Genomic DNA, 24,614 nt, shown 5'->3' on the forward strand with positions numbered 1-24,614 from the left:
CGCTTTTACCGATCGGCAGTCCCGGCCACGGGCCGGAGCTGAACGGCGATTCACTGGGCGTAACGCACTATGGGCCACTGGCCCGGTCGATGCCAAGCACCCCCCGTGGCCGAGGGGCCACAACGAGGGAAATATTAACCATATATTGAGGGTGCCACGGGGCAGCCATTTTGTTGACGGATCAAAGGGATGGTACTGAGAGAGTAAGCCGGCGGATGAGATGGTTGACCGACCTTGGGGATCCCCTTGCGGGGATTGGTTGGACAGCCGGAATTCCGGCCGGCATTGGGGACTTGGTGGGATTCGTGCGGTAGCGCATGGGGTCAATCGATAGGTATATCTTCCGCACGACGCTCGCGTCGTTTGCGCTGGTCCTGGTCAGCCTCACGGGCGTGATCTGGATTACGCAAGCGTTGCGCGGCATCGACTTGATGACGAGCCAGGGTCAGACCATCCTGACCTTCCTCGGCATCACCAGCCTCGTCGTGCCCGCGCTGGTCCTGATCATTTCGCCGATCGCGCTGATGATCGCGATCTCGCATACGCTGAACAAGCTTGCGACCGATTCCGAGATCATCGTGATGAATGCCGCCGGCTTCTCGCCGTTCCGGCTGTTCTATCCGTTCTTCTACGCCACCTGCGTGGTGGCGCTGCTGGTCGCCTTCATCGCGGCCTATCTCGCTCCCGATGGCATGCGGCGGATCAAGCAGTGGGACGCCGAGATCACCGCCGACGTGCTTACCAACATCCTGCAGCCCGGCCGCTTCGCCCAGCTCGACAAGAACCTGACGATCAGGATTCGCGAACGCCAGCCCGGCGGCATCCTCGCCGGCATCTTCATCGACGACCGCCGCGATCCGAACGAGCGGGTCTCGATCGTCGCCGAGCACGGCGAAGTCATGAAGAACGAGAACGGATCGTTCCTGGTGCTGGAGACCGGCAATCTCCAGCGCTTCGAGGCCGGCAAGCGCGATCCCGCGCTGGTGGCGTTCGGCCGCTACGGCTTCGACATGTCCAAGTTCTCGGGCCAGGGCCGCGACGTCACCCTCGGCATCCGCGAGCGTTATCTCTGGGAGCTGCTCTCGCCGTCCGAGGACGACCCCGTCTACAAGCAGATTCCCGGCCAGTTCCGCTCGGCATTGCATGACAGCCTGCTGGCGCCGATCTATCCCTTCGCCTTTGCCGTGCTGACCTTCGCGTTTCTGGGTGCGCCTCGCACCACGCGCCAGAGCCGCAATTTCTCGATGGGCTCATCGATCTTCGCCGTGTTCGGCCTGCGCATGGCCGGCTTTGCCTGCTCGGTGATGGCGGTGAAATCGCCCGGCGCGGTGCTGGTCCAATATGCGATGGTCATTGGTGCCATCGGCATCGGGATGGCGATCATCATCGGCGGCCTTGTGGTCGAACCGCCGCCGCGCCTCATGGAGGCCATCAACAGGTCGAACGCACGCATCGCGCGGCTGTTCAGACGGCCGGCCACCGCATGAGCATGCTCACCAACACACTCGGGCGCTATTTCGCCGGCCGTTTCGTGGTCGCGGCGCTCGGCGTGTTCGCCAGCATTTTTTTGTTGCTGGTGCTGGTCGATTACATCGAGATGGTGCGCAAGACTTCGGGCCTCGCATCCGCCTCCGCGGTCATGGTGGCCGAGACCTCGCTGTTCCGCGTGCCGCAGCTGCTGGAGAAGCTGACGCCGTTCTGCATGCTGATCGGCGCCATGACCTGCTATCTCGCCCTCTCCCGCCGGCTCGAGCTCGTGGTCGCGCGCGCCGCCGGCGTCTCCGCATGGCAATTCATCTCGCCGGCGCTCGGCAGCGCGCTCCTGATCGGAGTGATCGCCACCGTCGCCTACAATCCGATGTCGGCCAATCTGCGCGAGCTCTCCAAGCGCATGGAAGCCGAGCTGTTCGGCTCGGCGCCCGGCGGCGGCATTCAGGACGCCTCCGGCTTCTGGCTCAATCAGGTCACCAATGACGGCCAGACCATCATCAACGCGGCGCGCAGCGAGCAGCAGGGTATCCGGCTCACGGGACTCACGCTGTTCCGGTTTGACACAGAGCAGCACTTCAAGGAGCGCATCGAGGCGCGAGAGGCGACACTCGAGGCCGGCCGTTGGCTGTTCAAGGGCGTCCGCCGCTTCTCGCTGGATTCGCCCCCGGTCGATCAGGCCAGCCTGGAGATTCCGACGACGCTGACCGAGGCGCAGGTCCGCAACAGCTTTTCCACACCCGAGACTGTGTCCTTTTGGCAACTACCGAGCTACATCCGCTCTTCCGAAAGCTCGGGCTTCGCGACAGCCGGATACCGACTCCAGTATCAGAAGCTTCTGGCACAGCCGTTTTTGCTTGCGGCCATGGTGATGCTCGCGGCTTCCGTGTCGTTGCGCTTCTTCCGGATGGGCGGCGTGCAGAAGATGGTTTTGAGTGGCGTGGGCGCAGGCTTTCTGCTCTACGTTCTGTCGAAAGTGACTGAAGATTTGAGCAAGGCTGAGTTGATGCATCCGATCGCTGCGGCGTGGTTGCCCGTGGTGGTGGGCGGCCTCACCGGCTTTTTGGCCTTGCTGTATCAGGAGGACGGATAGTGACGGCCGTCCACCGAGGACCCGTGTCTCGTTTGACGCGGCGCACATTGGTGCGCGCGAACGGGTGTGGCTTGTCCATTCGCAGGTTCCTGCTTGCTGTCGCCGCCGTGGCATCGCTCGGTGGCCTGATGGACGTTGCCGCCGTGGCGCCGGCCTCCGCCCAGAGCTTCACCTACAATCCGCTGCCGCCGCGTGCGAAGCCGCCGAAGGCCGTCAACGACAACCAGATGCTGGTTCAGGCGACCGAGGTCGACTACGACTACAACAATTCGCGCGTCTCCGCGGTCGGTAACGTCCAGCTGTTCTACAACGGCACCAGCGTCGAGGCCGACAAGGTCATCTACGACCAGAAGACCAAGCGGCTCCATGCCGAAGGCAACATCCGGATGACGGATGCCGACGGCAAGATCACCTATGCCGAGATCCTGGACCTTTCCGACGACTACCGCGACGGCTTCGTCGATTCGCTGCGCGTTGACACGGCCGACCAGACCCGCATGGCGGCGAGCCGCTCCGATCGTTCCAGCGGCAACTACACAGTGTTCGAGAACGGCGTCTACACGGCCTGTGCGCCATGCAAGGACGACCCGAAGAAGCCGCCGCTATGGCAGGTCAAGGGTGCGCGCATCATCCACGACCAGCAGGAGAAGATGCTGTATTTCGAGACGGCGCAGCTCGAATTCTTCGGCGTGCCGATCGCCTATATGCCCTATTTCTCGACGCCCGACCCGACCGTGAAGCGCAAGACGGGCTTCCTGATGCCGGGCTTCACGTCGAATACGCCGTTCGGCTACGGCGTCGAGGTTCCGTTCTACTGGGCGATCGCACCCGACATGGACGCGACCTTCAGCCCGCGCATCACGTCCAAGCAGGGCGTGCTGTTCCAGGCCGAATTCCGCCAGCGCCTGATGGACGGCGCCTATCAGATCCGCGTCTACGGCATCGACCAGCTCGATCGGAACGCGCTCGCCGGCCAGCCCGGCGACAAGCAGTTCCGCGGCGCCGTCGACACCAAGGGTCAGTTCGCGCTGAACGACAAATGGGTCTGGGGTTGGGACGGTGTCCTGATGTCCGACTACTATTTCTTCTCGGACTATCGGTTGTCGCAATATCGCGATCCGCTGGGCTCGTTCCTGTATCTGCCGACGGATGCACTCTCGCAGCTTTACCTGACCGGTGTCGGCAATCGCAGCTTCTTCGACGCGCGCACGATGTACTGGCTGAGTTACTCGGGCAACCAGAGCCAGGTGCCGGTCGTCTACCCCGTGATCGACTATTCGAACGTGCTGAACTATCCGGTCTTCGGCGGCGAGTTCAGCTACAAGACCAATTTCGTGAACCTGTCGCGTGACACCGCGGTGTTCGATCCGATCACGACGCTCGCCAACACCAATGGCCTGTGCACGACGGTGTCGGCCGATCCGCTCGCGCGCACGCCGTCGCAGTGCCTGCTGCGCGGCTTCCCCGGCACCTACACCCGCCTGACGGCCGAAGCGCAGTGGCGCAAGTCCTTCACCGATCCGTTCGGTGAAATCTGGACCCCGTTCGCCATTCTCCGCGCCGACGCGATCAACTCCTCGGTCTCCAACCAGCCGGGCGTGTCGAACTATCTTCCTGTCGGCGACACCCAGGCGTTCCGCCTGATGCCGACCGTGGGCCTCGAATACCGCTACCCCTTCATCAACGTTCAGCCTTGGGGCTCGACCACCATCGAGCCGATCGCGCAGATCATCATCCGGCCGAACGAGACCTATGCCGGCAAGCTCCCCAACGAGGACGCGCAGAGCATGGTGTTCGACGCCTCGAATCTGTTCAGCGTCGACAAGTTCTCCGGTTACGACCGTGTCGAGGGCGGCGGCCGCGCCAATGTCGGCGTGCAGTCCACCACGCAATTCGACAGGGGCGGCGCCATCAAGACGCTGTTCGGCCAGTCCTACCAGCTGTTCGGCATGAACTCCTTCGCGGTCCAGGACTCCATCAATACTGGCGTGGATTCCGGTCTGCAGAGGCCGCGCTCCGACTATGTGGCGAGCGCCGCCTATTCGCCCAACAGCACCTATACGTTCAGCGTTCGCTCGCGCATGGACGAGCAGACCTGGAACATCCAGCGCTTCGAGGCGGAAGGCCGCGCCAACTTCAACCGCTGGTCCGTCAGCATGCTGTACGGCAATTACGCGGCGCAGCCGGAACTCGGCTATCTGACCCGCCGCGAGGGCATCCTGACGTCGGGCTCGATCAAGGTCGCGGCCAACTGGGTGGTCACGGGCTCGGCGCGCTGGGACCTGGAGGCCAACAAGATCAATCAGTATGTGCTCGGTGCCGGCTACGTCGACGATTGCTTTGTGCTCGGCTTGAACTATGTAACTGCGTATAGCTATTCCGCAGGCGCGGCGCCGCCCGTGCTGAACCACGCGATCATGTTCCAGATCGGCCTGCGCACGCTGGCGAACACAGCGACGACCAGCAGTTCCGGCGGCGGTCTCCAGTGAACGGTTTGAAGGTGCCGGCCGCGTGTTCCCGATCGCAGGTTCACCGCGGCTGACATGCGAGCGACAAATATGACGATCTCATTGCCTGTCTTCCGCCTCTTCCTCGTCCTCGCCGCCCTGCTCCTGGCCGGCGCGCCGTCGCGCGCGCAGAACATCGTCGTGATGGTCAACGGCGATCCCATCACCGACTTCGACGTCGAGCAGCGCTCCAAGCTCGACCAGCTGACGACGCAGAAGACACCGGCCCGTCAGGAGGTCATCAACGAGCTGATCGACGACCGGGTGAAGATGAAGGAAGGCAAGAAATACGGGGTCGACCCCGGTGTCTCCGACATCAACCAGTCCTACGAGGGCATGGCGCAGCGCATGCGCATCTCGCCGGACCAGCTCACCAAGTCGCTCGAGGTCAAGGGCGTCCGCCCCGAAACCCTGAAGAACCGCATGAAGGCCGAGATGGTCTGGACCAGCCTCGTGCGCGGCCGCTTCAAGGAGAAGTTGTTGGTCGGCGAGAAGGACGTCGCGCAGGCCGTGCAGGCGCAGACCGGCGACAAGCTGCAGATCGAGGGGACCGAATACAAGATGCAGCCGATCGTGCTGCTCGTGCCGCGCGGCTCGTCGCCGGCGTTCCTGGAGACGCGGCATAAGGAAGCCGAGCAATATCGCTCGCGCGTCGGAAGCTGCGAAGAAGCCAATTCGTTGTTCCGCTCCACGCCGAACGCCACGATCCGCGACACCGTCACCAAGACCACGGCGGAATTGCCCGAGGCGCTGCGCAAGGTGCTCGACGACACGCCGATCGGCCACCTGACCGCCCCCGAGACGACCAAGGCGGGCATCGAGATGGTGGTGCTGTGCTCGCGCAAGCCGACCATGATCGACACGCCGAAGAAGCGCGAGGTCCGCGAGAAGATGTATCAGGAGAAGTACGAGAAGACCCAGAAGGCCTATCTCGAGGAGCTCCGCAAGGCGGCGATGATCGAGTATCGCAACCGCTGATGGCCCCGCAGCCTGCCAAGCCCCTCGCCTTGACGCTGGGAGAGCCTGCCGGCATCGGCCCCGACATCACCATCGCAGCCTGGCTCAAGCGCCGCGAACTGGACCTGCCCGCCTTCTATCTGCTCGGCGACGAGGCGCTGATTGCCCGCCGTGCCAAGGCGCTCGGCGCCAATATCAGGATTGCTTCGGTGAGCGCCGGCGAGGCCGGGGCCGCCTTCCCCGAGGCCCTGCCCGTGGTTGCGACCGGCGAGCCCGTGAGCGCCAAGCCCGGCAAGCCCGACGCATCGAGCGCGCCCGCCGCCCTCGCCTCGATCCGCCAGGCGGTCACGGATGTCCGCGAGGGCCGCGCCGGTGCCGTCGTCACCAATCCGATCGCCAAGAGCGTGCTCTATCGCGCCGGCTTCCGCCATCCCGGCCATACCGAATTCCTCGCCGAGCTCGCCGCGGAAGACGGCCGCGTGCCGCAGCCGGTGATGATGCTGTGGTCGCCGCGGCTCGCCGTGGTGCCCGTGACCATCCACGTCTCCTTGCGCGATGCACTGGCCCAGCTCACCAGCGAGCTGATCGTCTCGACCGTGCGCATCGTCGCGACCGAACTCAAATCCCGCTTCGGCATCGCGAATCCGCGCATCGCGATTTCCGGCCTCAATCCGCACGCGGGCGAGGACGGCTCGCTCGGCCACGAGGAGCAGACCGTGATCGCGCCGGCGATCAAGACGTTGCGCAGCGACGGGATCGAGGCGAAGGGACCGCTCCCCGCCGACACCATGTTCCACGAAGCCGCGCGAAACAGCTATGACTGCGCCGTCTGCATGTACCACGACCAGGCGCTGATCCCGATCAAGACGGTGGCCTTCGACGACGCGGTCAACGTCACGCTCGGCCTGCCCTTCATCCGCACCTCGCCCGATCACGGCACCGCCTTCGACATCGCCGGCACCGGCAAGGCCAATCCGGCAAGCCTGATCGCTGCGTTGAGGCTCGCGAGCCGGATGGCGGCTGCGAAAACCCGATGAGCGCGATCGACGACCTCCCGCCGCTTCGCGAGGTCATTCGCCAGCACGCCTTGTCGGCGCGCAAATCGCTCGGCCAGAACTTCCTCCTCGACCTCAATCTCACCGCGCGCATCGCGCGTGCGGCGGCTCCGCTCGAGGATTCCACCATCATCGAGATCGGCCCCGGCCCGGGCGGGTTGACGCGCGCCTTGCTCGCGCTCGGCGCCAGACGCGTCATCGCCGTCGAGCACGACGAGCGGGCGATCCCTGCCTTGCAGGAAATTTCAGCGCGCTATCCCGGCCGTCTCGATATCGTGCATGGCGACGCCATGAGCTTCGACCCGCGCCCGCTGCTATCCGGCGAAAGAGCAAAAATCGTCGCGAACCTGCCCTACAACATCGCGACCCACCTCCTCGTCGGCTGGCTCACCACCGAGCCCTGGCCGCCCTGGTACGACATGATGGTCCTGATGTTCCAGCGCGAGGTCGGCGAGCGTATCGTGGCGCGCGAGGACGAGGAGGCCTTCGGCCGGCTCGGCGTGCTCGCCAACTGGCGCTGCGAGACCAAGATCCTGTTCGACATCGCGCCGTCCGCCTTCGTGCCGCCGCCGAAGGTCACGTCTTCCGTCGTGCGACTGATCCCGCGCGAAAACCCTCTCGCCTGCGATCGCAAGCTGCTCGAACAGGTCGCCGCCGCCGCGTTCGGCCAGCGCCGCAAGATGCTGCGACAAAGTCTGAAGTCGCTCGGCGCCGATCCCGCGCGGCTCGCCGCAGCTGCCGGCGTCGATGCGACGCGGCGCGCCGAGACCGTTCCGATTTCCGGCTTTGTTGCCATGGCCCGTGAATTGGCCAATATACGCAGCGAAACAGAGAGATAATTTCGGAGGAAGAAATATGGCGTTGATGCGTCGGCAGTCCCTCGTCAAGTTCGATGCGCCGCTCTGCGAGACCATCGTCGACACGCCGAAGCCGCAAGGACGCGAGGTGCTGGTGCGCATCGAGCGCTGCGGCCTCTGCCACTCCGATCTGCACATCCAGGACGGCTACGCCGATCTCGGCGGCGGCAAGAAGCTCGACACCACGCGCGGCATGACGCTGCCCTTCACGCTCGGCCACGAGATCGCAGGCGTGGTCGACGAAGTCGGCCCCGAAGTGTTCGCCGGTCTCGTCGGTAGCAAGAAGGCGGTGTTTCCGTGGATCGGTTGCGGCCAGTGTCGCGACTGCGCCAATGGCGACGAGAACCTCTGCGCCAGGCAGCGCTTTCTTGGCGTCTCCATCGACGGCGGCTTCGCCACCCACGTGCTGGTGCCTGACGCGAAATATCTGCTCGACTACGATCCCCTGCCCGTCAACCAGGCCGCGACGCTGATGTGCTCCGGCGTCACCGCCTATGGCGCGCTCAAGCGCCTGGTCGACCGACCGCGCCAGCGCAATCTCCTGCTGATCGGCCTCGGCGGTGTCGGCATGATGGGCCTTTCCTTCGCGGCGGCCATGTTCAAGCAGCCGATCACGGTCGCCGACCTCAGCGGTGCCGCGCGGGAAACCGCGCTGAAGAACGGCGCGGCGGCGGCCTACAATCCGGCCGAGCCCGACGTGATCAAGCGCATCCTCAAGGAAACCGATGGCGGCTTCGACGAGATCGTCGATTTCGCGGGCAACGAGAAGTCCATGGCTTTCGCGGTCGCCGTCGCCGCGCGCGGCGGCAAGATCGTGGTCTCCGGCCTGATGGGCGGCCAGTTCACGTTGCCGATGGTGCAATGGGTCTACAAGCGCATGACCATCGAGGGCTTCATGGTCGGCACGCTCACCGAGGCTCACGAGCTGATGGCGCTCGCCCGCGCCGGCAAGATCAAGCCGACGCCGATGCGCGAGGAGCCGATGGGCGACGTGCAGACCTGGATCGACGAGCTTCGCGCCGGCAAGGTCGTCGGCCGCATCGTGCTCAAGAATTAGCATGCGCGAGAAGCGCGAGGCGGCGGGGTCATCTCGCCGCCGGCTTCAATCATCGCGATTCACTCGAAATTGACGCAAGCCGGTGTTCCAAATTGGGGAACCTGATCTCTGCGGATTATGGCCCTCGCCAGCTCTCTTTTGGAATTCTGGCAAGACCATGCAGACCATCCGCCGCTTCCTTGCCGACGAGTCCGGCGCCACCGCGATCGACTACGGCCTGATCGCCGCAGGCATCGCACTGGCGATCATCGCCGTCGTCAACAATCTCGGCGCAGAAGTTCACCTCGATCAGCAGCTCACTGAAGTAACGCGGGCAGGCGCGCTAATTCACGGCATTCGTCTGTCCCGCGGAACGGCAATGGCCGCGCCGCGTTGGCAGCCATGTCCATTCGCTGCACCGTCGAGAACGCATTCTTCATCGCCTGGAGCTTCCTGGAGCAGAGCGGACAGCTCGGCTCTCCGGACGAGACGGCGAACGTCCTGCTCGACGCCATTGAGGCCCAGCTCAGGACCGGTGAACGCCGGCAACTGATGCTCGCCAACAGGGCGATCGATGCCTATCGCGCCCACGCGGAAAAAAGCCGGCCCGCGCACGATTGCGAAGCACGCTTCGGGTGACGAACGTCGGGTGATGAACATCCTGGCCGCCCTCGGGCCCGCCGGCCCGGCGGCGTTTGAGATATAGGCCGGCGGTCCGTCGGGCAGAGCGCACGGGCTGCGGCGCTCCGCGACGAGCACGCTACGCTGATCCGCGCTCCTGCTGTGTGCACTCCTGCACAGAGCTCGTAAAGTTGAAGGCAGCTGGGTTCGGCTGCGCCATTTGCCTCGCGTGCCATGCGCCGCGCCAGAATTTTCCGGAATTCCGTAAGCCGGAGGCCATCTTTTCAACGCTTGAAAAACGCCTTGTGTGCACTTTGGAACCGTCGGCTCCGTCACGGAAACGTAGGGTTCTGGCCGGCGCCGATTCCCGGCCAGAGCAAGACATGTGACCGGTCGGCCCCAGAACGATCTTCTCCAGCGGCTCAGCCGCACGGATTTCGAACTGTTCGCACCGCACCTCCAGCCGGTCGAACTCGAGGCGAACCACATCCTGTATCACGCCGGCGACGAGGTCGCGGCGGTCCATTTTCCCTGCCGCTCCACGCTCGTGTCGTTCGCCGTGCCAGTCGAGGACGATCGCGAGGTTGAAAGCCTGCTGGTCGGGCGCGAGGGCGCGGTGGGCATTGCCGCCGGCCGCAGCGCCTCGCTGGCCTATTCGCGCATCGTCGTGAAGCTGGGCGGGACCCTGATGCGGTTGCCGCACCGCGCGCTCGAGCAGGCCCAGCAGAGGTCGGCCACGCTCCACCAGGTCTTCTCGCGCTATGGCGACTGCCAGTTCGCACAGCTGCTCCAGATCGCGGCCTGCAATGCCGCGCATTCGATCGAGCAGCGCGCCGCCAAGTGGATCATCTCCGCGCAGGAGCACGTCGGCGGCCCCGAGATCCCCCTCACCCATGAGCAGCTTGCCGGCATGCTCGGCGTCTCCCGCAGCTATGCCAGCCGCGTCATCCAGATGTTCAAGGCGAGGCAGATCCTCGCGACACGCCGTGGCGCCATCCTGATCCTGGATGCGCCGGCGCTCGAAGCCAGAGCCTGCTCCTGCAACGACTGGGTGAAGAAGCACTTTGACGAGGTGATGGGGCGCACGGCCGCGGACGGTTCGCTTTAGGTCTCACGCATGCGGCGGCGATTGGCGCTTCAAGTGCAGATAGGTCGGACTGAAGCCTCCGAGCCGCTGCAGTTCGCGCCATTTCAGGACGATCAGCTCGCCGTCGCGCATGTCCATGGTCCCGCTCCGCCTGAGCTCGGCGAGCGTCCGGTTCACCGTCGCGATCGCCATGCCCAGCGTCTCGCCGAGCTGCGCCAGGCTGATCGGCAGACGGCAGCGATTGCCGCGGACGAGCTGCGCGGCGCGGGCGCGGTAGAACAGCTCGCAGAACAGGTGCGCCATGCGCGCGTGCATCGGCCGGGCGCTATTGTTGGTGATGGCCTCGCGAAAGATAGCGGCATCGAGCAGCGTCTCGCGCCAGACCGACAGTGCGAAGGTCGGTCGTCGCCGAAAGGCAATGAACAATTCGCGATGCGGGATGAACGCCACCGAGGCAGGCCCGAGCGCACACAGCCCATGGTCCATCTGGTCGATGAACAGTCCCTGGGAGTCCGGCAGGTCTCCAGACAAATGGAACGCGAGATATTGCCGCCTGCCGCTGTCGAGCAGATGGTAGCGGGCGATCATGCCGGAGACGACCAGCGCCGAATGCTCGGGTTCGTCGCCCTGACGGATGAAATCCTCATTCGGCGCGAACTCGCGCTGCACAAAAGTCAGCCCGCGAATTTCGGCGACATCCTCCTGTGCAAGCGCGGTGTGCTCGCCGAGGTTCCGGATCAGCACGTCATGGGCTTTTTCCATGTGTCCCGTTCCATGCGCCCCGCCAAAAATCCTGCCGGTTCGATCAAATGATACATCTGGCCCGAATCCAGCGGACTAGAACGCGAGACGGAAGCACAGGTTGCTACCGGTTTGCGACGGTACAGGGTCGCAGCCCCACCATCCCTCGATCGCTGACTGCCCCCGCCCTTCGCATGAGCCCTACGACGATCCTGAAACGCATTCGCCACCTGTTCGCTACGGATTCGGGCGAGCACCTGGACAGTATCAGCGCTGCCTTCCTGCAAGGCAGGTTGAAGCAGCCGGCGCGGCCGATGTCGGATCAGGAGCTTGCGCACGCCATCCGCGAGTTCCAGGCGGTTCCCGTGTCCGATTGGACCATCGCAAAACTCTCCCAACGCCTGCTCGAACCGGCCGTGCCGCGTGACGACTGAAACCCCTCCTCCTCACCATGCCGCACCCGAAGTTCATCGCGCATCTCCAGGCGATTGAAGGCCTCTCAGAAGACGAACGCCACCAGATCGCGGGTCTGCCGTCCACGCTGCGCCAGGTCTCCGACGGCGAGATCGTGCTGCGCCAGGGTGAAGATGCCTCCCGCTGCGTTTTCATCGTCAGCGGCTTCCTCTACCAGGCTCGCATCGTCGGCGATCGCAGCCAGATCCTCGCCTTCCACGTTCCCGGCGACATGCCGTGCCTGCACACGCTGCTGGTGTCGCCGATGGATGCGGACCTCGTCGGTCTTGGACCCTCGATCGTCGGCTACGTCGCACACAGCCAACTCAAGCAGCTGCTCGACAGCTCCATTCACCTGACCCGCGCGTTCTGGCGCGAGACGCTGATCGATGCGGCGATCTCGCGACAATGGATCGCGCGCCTCGGCGCACAGGCGGCGTTGCCGAAGGTGGCGCATCTGATCTGCGAACTCGCCGCAAGGCTGGAGGTCGTGGGCCTCGTCAAGAACGGCCGCTTCCAAATGCCGATGACGCAGCGGCATGTCGCCGATGCCTGCGGACTGTCGATCGTCCACGTCAATCGCACCATCCAGGAGCTGAGAGGGCGCCGATTGATTGCCTGGGAGGGAAGCGAGATCGAGCTGTTGCAACCCGACGAACTCCGCGCGCTCGCGGATTTCACGCCGGATTATCTGACCTGACCGAGACGGCCGGCGTTCCAACGAACGACACCTCGAACCGGCACAGCGAAAGCGATCCCCCGCGTCACGATCGCGATGGCTTTATCCGCCATGATTTGAGCAACGGGCCGCCGGCACCCAGCACGGGATCGGTCTTCGGCTTACGGACCTTGGCGATGCGTTTGCTGGCGTCAGGACGCTCTCGCGTGTCGGTGCACTCGTCATACGTCCCCTCCTGCGGATACGCTCCGACGACCAGGAAGTCCCGGCTGGACTCGATCAGCCGGTGTCCGGTCCCTGCGGGAAGAACCAGAACGTCTCCGGCCTTCACGCTCAGGATTCGCCCCTTGATCCCGCCGCACTCGATCCTAGCCGTGCCGCGTGCCACGCCCATCACTTCGTGGATCTGCGAATGGTAGTGGACAAAGTCATACACCGTATCGCGCCAGGAGCGGCCCCAGCCATGACTATCGAACAGCGAGTCGACGATGACCTCTGGAGCAAAACGCCGGGTCTTCAGATTCACCGCGCCGCGATAGAGCAACACTGGAAAATGCGGGTTATTCGGCACGATGCCATCGTCCTGGAAGCGGATGGCTGTCGGCTTCCGAGCCCGCACGAGCGCCCGCAGCGTTGCCGCGTCGGGGTGATCCTCGACGAGCTTCTTGGCGAGATTTTTGATCTGGTCCTTGATCGGCATGGCGTCTCCTCAGCCGCAATTAAACGGCGGCCGAGGTGATAAGTTTCCCGAGGTGATCCGGTTGGACCGCGCTATCTCCTCGGCGTCACTTCCGGCGAAGACAAGCATTCCAGAAATCGTTCCGCGGCAGCTCTCTGGAATGCTCGCTGCGCTCGCACGGCCACCGCCTTACCCCGGTAGCCGACGTTGGCCGCGCAGGAGCGGAACGACGCGATGTGGCAGAAGCAGAAGAACGATCAGTTTCAATTTCGCCGATTGGGCGAGGCGTTTCGCTTACCTGCGAGCGGCTTCGCGACCTCCCGGGCGCACTCGACGAGCAGCCGCTGAGCAGGGTTTGGCGTTCTGCCCTTCAGCGCAATGATCCCGATCGGCCACATCTGAATAGGCATTTCGACGGGTAAGACCTTCATCGACAGCCGCTTCGCGCTGAAGTGCAACATCGATGCCGGAAGGAAACTCAGGAATCGTTCCGACGAAAGCAACGCCGACTGCATAAGGACCGAATACACGGTTACGCTGGCACGTGGCACCTCCAGCCCGGAGGCGTGAAATGCGTTGGCAATCCAGCCGCCCGGAAAGCTTTCGCGCGGCGGCAGGCACCAACGCTCGTTGACCAGCTCGTCGAGGCGGATCTTGCGCCGCCGCACCCACGGACTGTGCAAGCCTGCAACAACGACACCGCTTTCGTGCAACAGCACTTCAACATCGGTATCGGCAGCCGGCGTCGAGCTCGGCAGGCGCCCTATCATGAGGTCGATGTCGTGATTGCGCAGATGGCGATCCTGAAGCTCAGGCGGTTCGCCCTCGATGATGTGAAGCGCGAGCCTCGGATATTGCCGTGATAGCCGGTCGATGATGGCGGGCAGTAATCCGGCCATCACGGGCTCGGTGCTGCCAATGCGCAATTCACCCACCGCGGGATCAGCGAGCGATTGCAACTCGTCCACGCCGCTCCGTAAATCGTTGCACAAAGCAATGCCGCGCTTGAGCAAGGCCTTGCCATAAAGCGTGGGCTCAACGCCGAGCCGGCTGCGCTCCAGAAGCGGAAGGCCGATCGTTTGCTCCAGGTTCGCGAGCATCTTGGATATGACAGGCTGAGAAATGGCGAGGTGCTCGGCCGCCTTCGCCATGCTCCCGTATTCCACGACGGCGATAAACACGCTCAGCTGCCGCAGCTTGATCCGACGGCTGATTTGGGATGCATCGAGCATGCGACCCTTTCCGAAATGGAATAGAACTATTGAGAAATAGAACTTTTCTTATATAGGTCCGCGGGACAAGCTGCAATTCGCGTTACCCTCCACCGCCAAGGTTTGGAGCAGCCATGTCGACCATTTATCTTCCCCGTCGCACTTTCCTGCTGGGAAGCCTCGCCGGATTGTTGCTGCCCGGCAAGGTCGTCGCGCAACCTTATCCGTCCAATCTCATACGGATTGTCGTCCCTACCGGTGCGGGCACACCGCCCGACATTATCAGCCGCATGGTCGCGGACGGGCTCGCGGCCAATGAAGGCTGGCGGCTCGTGGTGGAAGATCGCCCGGGTGCGCTGCAGACCATTGCCATGAACGACGTGGCCGGCCGTCCGGCGGACGGCTATACACTGCTGACCATGAGCCTTCCGATGACGGTCACTCCGTCTCTGCTTCCGAAAGCGGAGGTACGGCCGGACGTGGATTTCGATCCGGTGATCAAGATATCGAAGTCCTACACTGTGCTCGTTACAACGCCTTCCTTGCCGGTCGGCTCGCTGTCCGATCTGGTGGCGCTGCTCAAGAGCAAGCCGGGGAAGCTCAACTTCTCTTCCGCCGGCTTCGGCACTCCCTCGCATCTGATCGGCGAAATGTTTGCATTGCAGGCCGGAGTGCACGCCACCCACGTGCCCTACCAGCAATTCTCCCAAGCAATCACCGATCTGATCAGCGGCAACGTCCAATACATGTTCGTCACCACGCTTCCGGTTATTGATCTCATCGCGACCGGCAAGTTGCGAGCGCTTGCCGTCACCGCCCCCACCAGGATTGCTGCCCTGGGGGACGTTCCCACTGTGATCGAGGCAGGCCTCCCCGATCTGGTGACAGCCGATTGGATCGGCTTTGCGGCCAAGCGTGGAACGGCTGCAGAAATAAAGTCGCAGCTTAACAAGGCAATTAACAAGGTACTTGTCGAACCGAAGATCCACGCTTCGCTCGATAAGATAGGAGCGGTAGCCGTGGGTGGCACCGCTGCAGAATTTGGTGAGGGAATCCAGACTGACATCGCCCACTGGGCCAAGGTCGTCAAGGATGCGGATATCAAGCTACCTTGATGAGCCAGACCACATCCAAAGCCCAGACGAGTGGCCGCGATGCAGCAGCATTGGCGATTACGCCCCCACAAATTGTCGGCCCGTTCTACCCGGTCTCGGAGCACCCCGATCTGGCAACCGATCTGGCGCGTCCAAGCGGCAGCACCGTTGAGGCGCTGGGTCAGCTCATCCATATCAGCGGACGCGTGCTCACGCGTTCGGGAGCGCCGGTGCCGCATGCACGCATTGACATCTGGCAAGCCAACGCGGCGGGGAAATATCGTCATCCAAGCGACAACAACCCGGCGCCGCTCGACCCCAATTTCAAAGGCTTCGCGCGTCTCACAACGGATGCGGCTGGGCGCTACAGCTTTCGTACGGTCAAACCCGGCCGCTATCCGACAGCAGAAGGCGACGTCAGGCCGCCGCACATTCACCTCGCCGTCGAGGGGCGGTTCGATCGCCTGGTAACCCAGCTGTATTTCGCTGGCGAAGGAGAAAATGTGACCGACCGCTGGCTCAATGCGGCTCCGCATCCGGAAAGGTTGATCATTGTTCTGCAAGATTCGCCATCACGCCTTGAGAGGCATGCGTTGGTCGCGAATTTTGACATTGTTCTTGCCAGCGGATGACAAGCTGTTTGAGGTGGCACCAAACCCGATTTGGGTCATTCGCCACTGGGCAGACGCGTCGGGCAAAACACCCCGTCAAGCCATCGGCGCAAAAACATTTCGCTTTTCCGAATTTCGGATTTGTGGCATACAGCCCGCATCCTGGCCCTGCCAAAGGGGCGTTCGCGACCGTCACGACATGCGGGCCGGGTGGCGGTGGACGCGGCAGCGACGGCGCGGGCGGCGTGATGACCGGGCGGGCAACCGTGAGTCCTCACGCGACGCGTACGACACGGCGCTGGAGAGCGGGCTTGTCGGTCATCGGGGGTGAGCACACGCAAGCCCTCGACGATTTCGGCGGGACCGTCCGCGGACGGAGAAGTCGTGTGGTCCTGACGCCCGGGGTCTGTGCGTCAAGCCTCGCGGTGATGTGGCGGCCCAACCGGGCGCGCGCATCAGCGATCGGCGGGGCGACGGGGGCAATAGTGCATCGCTCCCCGGGGAGAGCACGAAGGACACCGTTAAAACCATCCGCGCAGGGAAGGCCGGGCGATCGGCCACCCAATCGGTCCACCCCGTGTGCATTCCTGTAGCGCACGGACCAACGGGTGCCGCCGGCGCCCGGCCTTCCCTGCGCCCTTTGGCTTCCATTGGGCGATCAACGGCAGCAAGGCTCGGGCAGAACCTGCCGCGGGAACGCGCGGCCATGGCCCCTCGCCTGCGAAATACGCAACGCGGCCTATCCGCGTCATGGCCGGGCTTGTCCCGGCCATCCACGCCTTGCCACGCGGCACGAAGAACGTGGATGGCCGGGACGAGCCCGGGCATGACGGACAGTACGCATGTGGCGCCGCTTTTCGCCGGCGCGCCGGACTGTTAGACTGGCGTCATTATTTTTGGGGAATTTTGATGCGCGCGAGGATTTTCAATCGCGTCCCGGGGCTGGCGACGCTGGTCGCAGCCCTGCTCGTCGTCGCCACGCAACCTGCATCGGCCGAGAAGCGCATCGCGCTCGTGGTCGGCAACTCCGCCTACAAGAACATCACGCCGCTCGACAATCCATCCAAGGACGCGAGCCTGATGGCGGACACGCTTGGCTTGCTCGGCTTCACGCTGGTCGGAGGCCGCGCCCAGCTCGATCTCGACAAGGGCGCTATGGATCTGGCGGTGCAGAGCTTTGGCCGGCAGGTGCAGGGCGCCGACGTCGCGCTGTTCTATTATGCCGGCCATGGCGTGCAGGTCTCGGGCGCCAACTATCTCGTGCCAGTCGGCGCGAACCCGACGCGCGAAGCCGACGTCGACTTCCAGATGACCGATGTCAACCTCGTGCTGCGCCAGATGCAGGGATCGGGCACCCGCCTCAACCTCGTGATCCTGGACGCCTGCCGCAACAACCCGTTCGGCTCGCGCGGCCTGCGCGCCTCCGATGGCGGTCTCGCGCAGATGCGCGCGCCCGAGGGCACGCTGATCTCCTACGCAACGCAACCCGGCAATGTCGCCCAGGACGGCAGCGACGGCCACAGCCCCTACACCAAGGCGTTGGCCGCGACGGTCCGGACCGCGGGCCTCGACGTGTTCCAGACCTTCAACCAGGTCGGCCTCGCGGTGAAGCGCGCCACCTCCGGCGCGCAGCAGCCCTGGGTGTCGTCCTCGCCGATCGACGGCACCTTCTATTTTGTAGCCCCGACGCAAACCGCCCCGCCGCAGGTCGCAGCGATGCAGCCTGATCCGTTGCCGGCGGATCGGCTGCGCGCCGATCCAGACCGCGTCCCCTTGCGCGATGCCGCCCTGCTGAGCGAGCTCAGCGAGCGGCTCTACGAGCTCAATTTCGATCCTGACAGCCCTGACGGAATGACCCGCGCGATCACAAAGCTCCAGCAGCGGATTTCCATGGCGCCGACGGGCGAAGCGACCGAAGGCCTGCTGCTGCGGATGCGCAAGATGGAGGACCTGAAACCATGGGGCTCGATCGTCTACGGGCCCGACGGCAGCAAATGGGGCATCTCCTGGAACCACGCCTCGCGGCGCGCGGCGGTGGCGGATGCGCGCGGCAATTGCGCCGGCGCCAAATGTCCGATCGAGCTGTCCTTCTATGGCAACCGCTGCGGCGCGTTCGCGATCTCCGACAAATCCTGGTCGCTGGTCCAGCGCGACAGCGTGCAGCGCGCGAAAGACGCCGCGCTTGACGAATGCGGCAAGGCTGGCAAAGCTTGCCGCATTATCGGTTCCGTCTGTGCCGACGGCTCCGGCCGTTGATACGATTTTTCATTTTGGATTTTTGCTCATGCGCAATGCCGTCATCCCTGCGATTGCCCTGGCCCTCTTCCTGTCCGTCACCGTCGCTCCACCGTCCGCCGTCGCGCAGTCCGGCAGCGCCGGCGGCTCGATCGGCAATGACGAGAAGTCGCTGTCCGGCTCGCGATCGGATCGTTCCGCCGAGCCGGCGCCCTCGGCGCGCCGCAGCAAGCCGGCCGAGGAGCCGCGCAGTTCCTCGCGACGCGGTGGTGGAGGTGGCGGGAGTTTCGACGGCGCCTGGATGGTCGTCAGCGTCGGCTGCGGCGGCACCACGTCCGGCGCGGTCGTGGTCTCCTCGGGCAAGGTCATAGGCCAAGGCGTCACGGGTACCGTCAGCGCGAGCGGCGCGGTCAGCACGTTCGGTCAAGGCGATGGCGTGACCTTCACCGGCTCCGGCCGCCTCGCTGCCCGCAGCGGTTCCGGATCCTTCCGTCGCTCCGACGGCTGCGGCGGAACCTGGACTTCGACCAAGCAGTAGCGCGAAAAAGTCTGATTTCGCGGGGGAACCAACGCCGCGCAGGCCCGATTCAGGCCACATCCTCTCCGGATTTGCGGCTCATTGCCACCCAAGTCTTTGACGAGAAAGGGAAGGTAACGAGTTGCGTCATGCGTAATCGGGAGACCAGGATGGGCAACCGCACCGCGAAATTCTTATCGGCCCTCGTAGGCAGCATCATTGCCGGTGCGCCATTGGCCGCCGTGTCGCAGAATGCATCGACGCCACCGAGCACGGCAAATGCCGCGAACGACTGCCTTGGCTCGCCAAAGGGCGCCGCCCCGCAGGGCCAGCATTGGCATTATCGCCTTGAGCGCGCGACCAAGCGGCAGTGCTGGTATCTGCGCGCCGAAGGCGGCAAGGCCACTCAAACCGCACAGGCTGCGCCCGATACGACTACAGCGGATTCAGCCCTGCCGCAGCAGCACTCCGTCCAGGACGCGCGCGCCGAATATCTGACGCCGCAGAGCATTGCCGCTGTTAAGACGCCTGCACAGGTGGGACCCGGACCAACGCAACAGGCTGCGAGCCCCTCCGCTGACGCCAACGCACAGCAGCCCGCCGTCGCCGGGCGCTGGCCCGACGCCTCCACGGCGTCCGCCGCGCCCACAGAGCAGCCGTCGCCTGCACCTGTCGCGGTCGCCGCGCAGCCGACCGCGAAGCCGGCGAAGTCCCCTGCTCCGATGGCTCTGGCTGCGGCAGACAGCACCACCGACAAGCAGACCGGCTCGCTCCAGATGCTGCTGCTGGTGATCGGAGGCGCGCTGGCGCTTGCCGGCATCCTCGCCAGCGTCATCTACCGCTTCGCCGGTGGACGTATCCGCGTCCAGGCCGGCGACCAGCGCCGCGTCAACTGGGACAATTTTGAGCCGCACGATCACGACGATGGCCGTGCACCCTGGCTCAACGCAGCGCCCGCCGACGCGCCGCACACTCGGCAGCCGCGCCCGGTGGATTTCGATGCCCTGCGTCCGCAGACAGTCCAGCTCAAGACCGCGCAGCTCGCCGCGATCGATCGCGAGATTGATGTGATCGACAAGCGCGTCCCGCAAGCGCACCAAGATGCCGCAGAGCTCGACGATGCCGATGTCTTCAACGGAGAATTCCAGATCGAGGCCGCACCGCAGCTCGCGGCCAACGACGTCGATGACGAAGAGCCGGCCGATCGCGATGACGATGCGGGAGTCGAGGACGGCATCGACATCGACGTGATCACGACGATGCTGGAACGGCTCGCGAAGGACGGGCCGAGGCTGACGCAGCCTAGCCTTGAAGCTGGTCTTGCAGACCTCGCACGAAGCCCACGAGGCCGGTCTGCCGCTCGCGCTTGAGGCGTTCGGCCTTCAGGATCGACTGGACCTCGGCGAAGGCGTCGTCGACGTCATGGTTGATGACGATGTAGTCGTACTCGGCCCAGTGGCTCATCTCGTGGCTGGCGCGGCTCATGCGCTTGCGGATCACCTCGTCGGAATCCTGCGCGCGCGAATGCAGCCGCTTCTCGAGATCGGCAGCCGAGGGCGGCAGGATGAACACGCTGACGACGTCGGCGCGTGCTTTTTCTCGGAGCTGCTGCGTGCCCTGCCAGTCGATGTCGAACAGCACGTCCTGCCCAGCTGACAGCGCCGCCTCAACCGGCGCACGCGGCGTGCCGTAGCTGTTGTCGAACACGGTCGCCCATTCCAGCAGCTGGTCGGCCTTCACCATCGCGTGGAAGGTGGCCTTGTCGACGAACGAATAATCCCTGCCGTCGACCTCGCCCGGCCGCATCGCCCGCGTGGTTGCCGACACCGACATTCGAAGGCCGGGCATGCGGTCGATCAACATACGCGATAGCGTCGTCTTGCCCGCGCCCGACGGCGAGGACAGCACGAACATCAATCCGCGCCGCTCGACACCATCAGTTACGTGACCGCCAATCGTCATCGATCACTCCAGATTCTGGACCTGCTCGCGGAACTGCTCGACCACGTTCTTCATGGCGAGCCCCGTATTGGTGAGCTCGATGTCGTTCGACTTCGAGCAACAGGTGTTGACCTCGCGGTGAAACTCCTGCGCCAGGAAGTCGAGCTTGCGCCCGACCGGGCCGCCCTTGCCGATCAGCTCGCGCGCCTGCGCGATGTGCGAGGCGATGCGGTCGAGCTCCTCGCGGATGTCGGCCCTGGTCGCGATCAGGATCGCTTCCTGCATCAGGCGGTCAGAATCGAAACGGTCGGAGGTGTCGAGCAGGGTTGCGATCTGCTCGGCGAGCCTGGCCTTGATCGCCTCGGGCTTGCGACCGGGCGCAGCCTCGGCCTTCTTCGCCAGCTGCTCGACCTCGTCCACGCGCTGGATCAGGATCTGCCCGAGCGAGGTGCCCTCACGCTTGCGCATCTCGACGAGTTCGGCGAGCGCCTTGTCGAAGGCATCCGCGGCGGCGGCGCGCGCGGCCTTGTCCTCTTCCTCGTCGCCCTCGGGCTCGGCGACCTCAATGACACCCTTGATGGCCAAAAGCCCGTCGACGCTCGGCGCGACCGCATCGACCTTGCCGGCGATCACGGCGGCGGCCTTGAGGACGGCGTTGAGCACGTCCTCGTTGACGCGGACGCTGGCGGCCGCATTGGCGCGCTTCACGGTCAGATTGGCGTAGACGGTGCCTCGCGAGAGCAGCTCGGCGGCGCGCTTCTTGGCATGAGCCTCGAGCTCGTCGAACCCCTGCGGCAGCCGTACCCTGAGATCAAAGCCCTTGGCGTTGACCGACTTTAATTCCCATTCGAACGTATACGGCCCACTCGCGCCGTGGCTTCGGGCAAAGCCGGTCATGGACGACAACGCCATCAGGTCAATTTCTCCAGAAGCACGGGATTCGCGCGGCCATCAAGCCACGCGAATCTTAAGACTATTTTGCAGGAAAATGTAATCCGCAAAGTCCCGCGGGGCAGGTCTGCGCGCAGCCTAGCGCTGGACCACCGGGGGCGAGGGCTGCACCGCGCCTTGGCGGGCCGGCGGCGGACCCGCGGGGCGAGCGGCCGGCGGCTTTTTCTGCTGGTTGGGCCGCGCCGGCGTGGTCGCCGTCGGCGTATCGGCGGCACCGGGCGCGGCGGCGGCCGGCGGCTGCGCGTCCTCGGCCGGCTCGACCGTGTCGTTCTGGATCTGCTTTTCCATCGCGCGCAGCTTGGCTACATTCTTCTGGTGCGCGTCGTAGGTCTCGGTGAAGGAATGCCCGCCGGTGCCGTCTGCGACGAAATAGAGGTCGCGGGTGCGGGCCGGGTTGGCGGCAGCCTCGAGCGAAGCGCGGCCGGGGTTCGAGATCGGGCCCGGCGGCAGGCCCTCGATCACATAGGTGTTGTAGGGCGAAGGCTGCGTGATCTCGCTGCGCTTGATCGGACGGCCGAGCGTGCCCTTGCCGCCGACGAGGCCATAGATGATCGTGGGATCGGACTGCAGCTTGATCCTCTGCTTCAGGCGATTGACGAACACCGCGGCGACGCGGCTGCGCTCGTCCGGCTTGCCGGTCTCTTTCTCGACGATCGAGGCCAGCGTCACCAATTGCTCCGGACTCTTGACCGGAATGTCCTGACTGCGGCGCTCCCAGATCTCGGTCAGTACGCGCTTGTGCGCCTGCTGCATGCGCTGGATCACCTGATCGCGCGGGGTGCCACGCGGGAACTTGTAGGTCTCGGGCAGCAGCGTGCCCTCGCGCGGCAGCTCACGCACGCTGCCGGTGAAGATATCGTTGTCGGACAGGCGCGCCACGATCTGCTCGGAGGTCAGGCCCTCCGGGATTGTCACGGCATGCTGTACCACCTTGCCCTCGACCATGGTGGCAATGACGTCGCGCAAGGATGCGTTCTTCTGGAACGAGTATTCACCGGGCTTGAGGTCCGAGCTCGCCTTTAGCGCAGCGACGCTGGCAATGAACGCCCACGGATTGACGTCGGTCACGCCTTCCCGGTTCAGCGTCTCGGCGATGTCGCGCTTGCCGGCGCGCTGCGGGATGTTGACTATCTTGTCTTCCTTCAGCGGTCCCGGCGCCTCGAGCACCTGCCGGCCGTAATAGTACACGCCGCCCGCGCCGATCATCGCAATCAGCAGCAGGGTGATGATGGCGTTGCCGACGATCACGAACGGATTGCGCGCGCGGTCCGATCGCCTCGGCGGCGGCGGGACCTGCTCGGGCTCGAGCGCTGCCCGCGGACTCCGGGGCGAAATGGGCGGCCTTTCACTCATCGAAGCAACCTGAATCCTGCCGGTTCAATCGCGACCTGACAATCGCTTGCCGAGCCAATGCACGCGCCCGCTTCCATGACTATCGCCGAATACGGCAAAACGGTGGATTCGTCGCAACGACAAACTAATGGACCAGACGCCGGAAGATGACCGATGCGTTGGTACCGCCAAAACCAAAAGAATTCGACAACGCGACGTTGACCTCGCGCTTCTTCGCCTGATGCGGCACGAGATCAATCGCAGTTTCGACCGACGGACTGTCCAGGTTGATGGTCGGCGGCACGACATTATCGCGAATCGCGAGAATGGCGAAGATCGCCTCGATCGCGCCGGCCGCGCCCAAGAGGTGACCGGTCGACGACTTGGTCGAAGACATCGCGACCTTCGAAGCGGCATTGCCGAGCAGGCGTTCAACCGCACCGAGCTCGATCTCGTCACCGAGCGGTGTCGAGGTGCCGTGCGCGTTGATGTAGTCGAGATCGGACGCGGTGAGGCCGGCGCGCTTGAGCGCCGCCGCCATGCTGCGGAAGCCGCCGTCGCCGTCGGGTGACGGCGAGGTGATGTGGTAGGCATCGCCCGAGAGACCGTAGCCGATCACCTCGGCATAGATCTTCGCGCCGCGGCGCTTGGCATGTTCGAGCTCTTCAAGGACGAGGACGCCGGCGCCCTCGCCCATCACGAAGCCGTCCCGGTCCTTGTCGTAGGGACGCGAGGCCTTCTCAGGCGTTTCGTTGAAGGCTGTCGAGAGCGCACGCGCGGCGTTGAAGCCGGCAATGCCGATGCGGCCGATCGGCGATTCCGCGCCGCCGGCAACCATGACGTCGGCATCGCCGAGCGCGATCAGGCGGGCGGCATCGCCGACCGCGTGAGCACCCGTCGAGCAGGCCGTGACCACCGAATGGTTCGGCCCCTTCAGTCCGTGCTTGATCGAGACATAGCCGGAGGCGAGATTGATTAGGCGCCCCGGAATGAAGAACGGCGAGACCCGGCGTGGCCCGCGCTCCTTCAGCAGGACCGCAGTCTCGGCGATGCCGTTGAGGCCGCCGATGCCGGATCCGATCATGGTGCCGGTCGCGCATTTGTCCTCTTCGGTCTCGGGGTGCCAGTTGGCATCGTCGAGTGCCTGGCCGGCCGCGGCCATGCCGAAGATGATGAAGTCGTCGACCTTGCGCTGGTCCTTCGGCTCCATCCAGATGTCGGGATTGAAAGTGTCGTTGGTGCCGTCGCCGCGCACGACCGTGCAGCCGATCTTGGTCTGGAGATCGGAGACATCGAAGCTCTCGATTTTGCGTGCGCCGCTTTGGCCGTCGAGGATGCGTTTCCAGGTCGGCTCGACACCGCAGCCGAGTGGCGAAACCATGCCAAGACCCGTGACGACAACCCGTCTCATATCCGAAAACTCCGCATCGAAATATTCACGGCCAATAACAAGAAACCGGCTGACCGCT

Annotated in this window: 23 protein-coding genes and 1 pseudogene; 17 read left to right on the top strand and 7 right to left on the bottom strand. The window is 64.5% G+C overall.

Annotated elements, in window-relative coordinates:
• The first annotated feature begins 317 nt into the window (after positions 1–317).
• The 10 genes and pseudogenes from lptF (at position 318) to ABIB80_RS34260 (ending at position 10,722) form a co-directional block, all read left to right on the top strand.
• On the top strand, positions 318–1,487 hold the full coding sequence (lptF, locus tag ABIB80_RS34215) for an LPS export ABC transporter permease LptF (RefSeq protein WP_007591970.1): 1,170 nt from the start codon (positions 318–320) through the stop codon (positions 1,485–1,487).
• Positions 1,484–2,581 carry an LPS export ABC transporter permease LptG gene (lptG, locus tag ABIB80_RS34220; RefSeq protein ID WP_007591971.1) on the top strand — a complete coding sequence of 366 codons (1,098 nt, stop codon included), beginning with the start codon at positions 1,484–1,486 and terminating at the stop codon, positions 2,579–2,581. The genes lptF and lptG overlap by 4 nt, the downstream gene beginning before the upstream one ends.
• Positions 2,581–5,070: an LPS-assembly protein LptD gene (locus tag ABIB80_RS34225; protein ID WP_007591972.1), complete on the top strand. Its 2,490-nt coding sequence runs from the start codon at positions 2,581–2,583 to the stop codon at positions 5,068–5,070. The genes lptG and ABIB80_RS34225 overlap by 1 nt, the downstream gene beginning before the upstream one ends.
• A gap of 69 nt (positions 5,071–5,139) precedes the next feature.
• Complete coding sequence (locus ABIB80_RS34230; RefSeq protein WP_007591973.1) at positions 5,140–6,066, top strand: peptidylprolyl isomerase family protein; 927 nt, start codon at positions 5,140–5,142, stop codon at positions 6,064–6,066.
• Entirely contained in the window at positions 6,066–7,082 is a 1,017-nt protein-coding gene (pdxA, locus tag ABIB80_RS34235) for a 4-hydroxythreonine-4-phosphate dehydrogenase PdxA (RefSeq protein ID WP_007591974.1), read from the top strand. Before ABIB80_RS34230 ends, pdxA begins: the two co-directional genes overlap by 1 nt.
• The gene (gene rsmA / locus ABIB80_RS34240; RefSeq protein WP_007591975.1) at positions 7,079–7,939 is read left to right on the top strand and encodes a 16S rRNA (adenine(1518)-N(6)/adenine(1519)-N(6))-dimethyltransferase RsmA; all 861 of its coding nucleotides are present in this window, start codon (positions 7,079–7,081) and stop codon (positions 7,937–7,939) included. Before pdxA ends, rsmA begins: the two co-directional genes overlap by 4 nt.
• Positions 7,940–7,955: 16 nt before the next feature.
• A complete protein-coding gene (locus ABIB80_RS34245) occupies positions 7,956–9,014 on the top strand; it encodes an alcohol dehydrogenase (RefSeq protein ID WP_007591976.1) in 1,059 nt (352 codons plus the stop codon).
• 157 nt (positions 9,015–9,171) lie between these two features.
• Positions 9,172–9,322, top strand: a pseudogene (locus tag ABIB80_RS34250) (Flp family type IVb pilin).
• A 73-nt stretch (positions 9,323–9,395) separates the two neighbouring features.
• On the top strand, positions 9,396–9,632 hold the full coding sequence (locus tag ABIB80_RS34255) for a hypothetical protein (RefSeq protein ID WP_007591977.1): 237 nt from the start codon (positions 9,396–9,398) through the stop codon (positions 9,630–9,632).
• Between the two features lie 367 nt (positions 9,633–9,999).
• Entirely contained in the window at positions 10,000–10,722 is a 723-nt protein-coding gene (locus ABIB80_RS34260; RefSeq protein WP_007591979.1) for a Crp/Fnr family transcriptional regulator, read from the top strand.
• 3 nt (positions 10,723–10,725) lie between these two features.
• Here the strand turns inward: ABIB80_RS34260 and ABIB80_RS34265 are convergent, their stop codons facing one another.
• Entirely contained in the window at positions 10,726–11,463 is a 738-nt protein-coding gene (locus tag ABIB80_RS34265) for a Crp/Fnr family transcriptional regulator (protein ID WP_007591982.1), read from the bottom strand.
• 173 nt (positions 11,464–11,636) lie between these two features.
• On the opposite strand from ABIB80_RS34265, the gene ABIB80_RS34270 reads away from it, so the two are divergent.
• A complete protein-coding gene (locus ABIB80_RS34270) occupies positions 11,637–11,876 on the top strand; it encodes a hypothetical protein (protein WP_007591988.1) in 240 nt (79 codons plus the stop codon).
• 17 nt (positions 11,877–11,893) lie between these two features.
• Positions 11,894–12,595, top strand: coding sequence for a Crp/Fnr family transcriptional regulator (locus ABIB80_RS34275; protein WP_354129082.1), 702 nt, complete (start codon positions 11,894–11,896; stop codon positions 12,593–12,595).
• A 64-nt stretch (positions 12,596–12,659) separates the two neighbouring features.
• Here the strand turns inward: ABIB80_RS34275 and ABIB80_RS34280 are convergent, their stop codons facing one another.
• Together ABIB80_RS34280 and ABIB80_RS34285 are read right to left on the bottom strand one after the other, a co-directional pair.
• Positions 12,660–13,274 (bottom strand): cupin, encoded by a 615-nt coding sequence (locus ABIB80_RS34280; RefSeq protein ID WP_354129083.1) that lies wholly within the window; start codon positions 13,272–13,274, stop codon positions 12,660–12,662.
• 242 nt (positions 13,275–13,516) lie between these two features.
• Positions 13,517–14,485 carry a LysR family transcriptional regulator gene (locus tag ABIB80_RS34285; protein ID WP_007591994.1) on the bottom strand — a complete coding sequence of 323 codons (969 nt, stop codon included), beginning with the start codon at positions 14,483–14,485 and terminating at the stop codon, positions 13,517–13,519.
• Between the two features lie 113 nt (positions 14,486–14,598).
• On the opposite strand from ABIB80_RS34285, the gene ABIB80_RS34290 reads away from it, so the two are divergent.
• The 5 genes from ABIB80_RS34290 (at position 14,599) to ABIB80_RS34310 (ending at position 20,291) form a co-directional block, all read left to right on the top strand.
• The gene (locus tag ABIB80_RS34290; RefSeq protein ID WP_007591995.1) at positions 14,599–15,579 is read left to right on the top strand and encodes a Bug family tripartite tricarboxylate transporter substrate binding protein; all 981 of its coding nucleotides are present in this window, start codon (positions 14,599–14,601) and stop codon (positions 15,577–15,579) included.
• The gene (locus tag ABIB80_RS34295; protein WP_007591996.1) at positions 15,579–16,190 is read left to right on the top strand and encodes a dioxygenase family protein; all 612 of its coding nucleotides are present in this window, start codon (positions 15,579–15,581) and stop codon (positions 16,188–16,190) included. Before ABIB80_RS34290 ends, ABIB80_RS34295 begins: the two co-directional genes overlap by 1 nt.
• Before the next feature lie 888 nt (positions 16,191–17,078).
• The gene (locus ABIB80_RS34300) at positions 17,079–18,425 is read left to right on the top strand and encodes a caspase family protein (protein WP_007591998.1); all 1,347 of its coding nucleotides are present in this window, start codon (positions 17,079–17,081) and stop codon (positions 18,423–18,425) included.
• Positions 18,426–18,453: 28 nt separating this feature from the next.
• On the top strand, positions 18,454–18,942 hold the full coding sequence (locus ABIB80_RS34305; protein WP_007591999.1) for a hypothetical protein: 489 nt from the start codon (positions 18,454–18,456) through the stop codon (positions 18,940–18,942).
• 149 nt (positions 18,943–19,091) lie between these two features.
• Positions 19,092–20,291, top strand: a complete 1,200-nt coding sequence (locus ABIB80_RS34310) for a hypothetical protein (protein ID WP_007592000.1) — start codon at positions 19,092–19,094, stop codon at positions 20,289–20,291.
• Here ABIB80_RS34310 and gmk read toward each other — a convergent pair.
• The 4 genes from gmk to fabF form a co-directional block, all read right to left on the bottom strand.
• On the bottom strand, positions 20,224–20,883 hold the full coding sequence (gmk, locus tag ABIB80_RS34315; RefSeq protein ID WP_007592001.1) for a guanylate kinase: 660 nt from the start codon (positions 20,881–20,883) through the stop codon (positions 20,224–20,226). The genes ABIB80_RS34310 and gmk overlap by 68 nt on opposite strands.
• Positions 20,884–20,886: 3 nt before the next feature.
• Positions 20,887–21,774: a YicC/YloC family endoribonuclease gene (locus ABIB80_RS34320; RefSeq protein ID WP_007592002.1), complete on the bottom strand. Its 888-nt coding sequence runs from the start codon at positions 21,772–21,774 to the stop codon at positions 20,887–20,889.
• Between the two features lie 117 nt (positions 21,775–21,891).
• Positions 21,892–23,166 (bottom strand): endolytic transglycosylase MltG, encoded by a 1,275-nt coding sequence (gene mltG, locus ABIB80_RS34325; RefSeq protein WP_007592003.1) that lies wholly within the window; start codon positions 23,164–23,166, stop codon positions 21,892–21,894.
• A 124-nt stretch (positions 23,167–23,290) separates the two neighbouring features.
• Entirely contained in the window at positions 23,291–24,556 is a 1,266-nt protein-coding gene (gene fabF / locus ABIB80_RS34330; RefSeq protein WP_354129084.1) for a beta-ketoacyl-ACP synthase II, read from the bottom strand.
• Between the last annotated feature and the right edge of the window lie 58 nt (positions 24,557–24,614).

This window comes from Bradyrhizobium sp. i1.15.2, from assembly GCF_040548425.1.
Lineage (GTDB): Bacteria > Pseudomonadota > Alphaproteobacteria > Rhizobiales > Xanthobacteraceae > Bradyrhizobium > Bradyrhizobium canariense.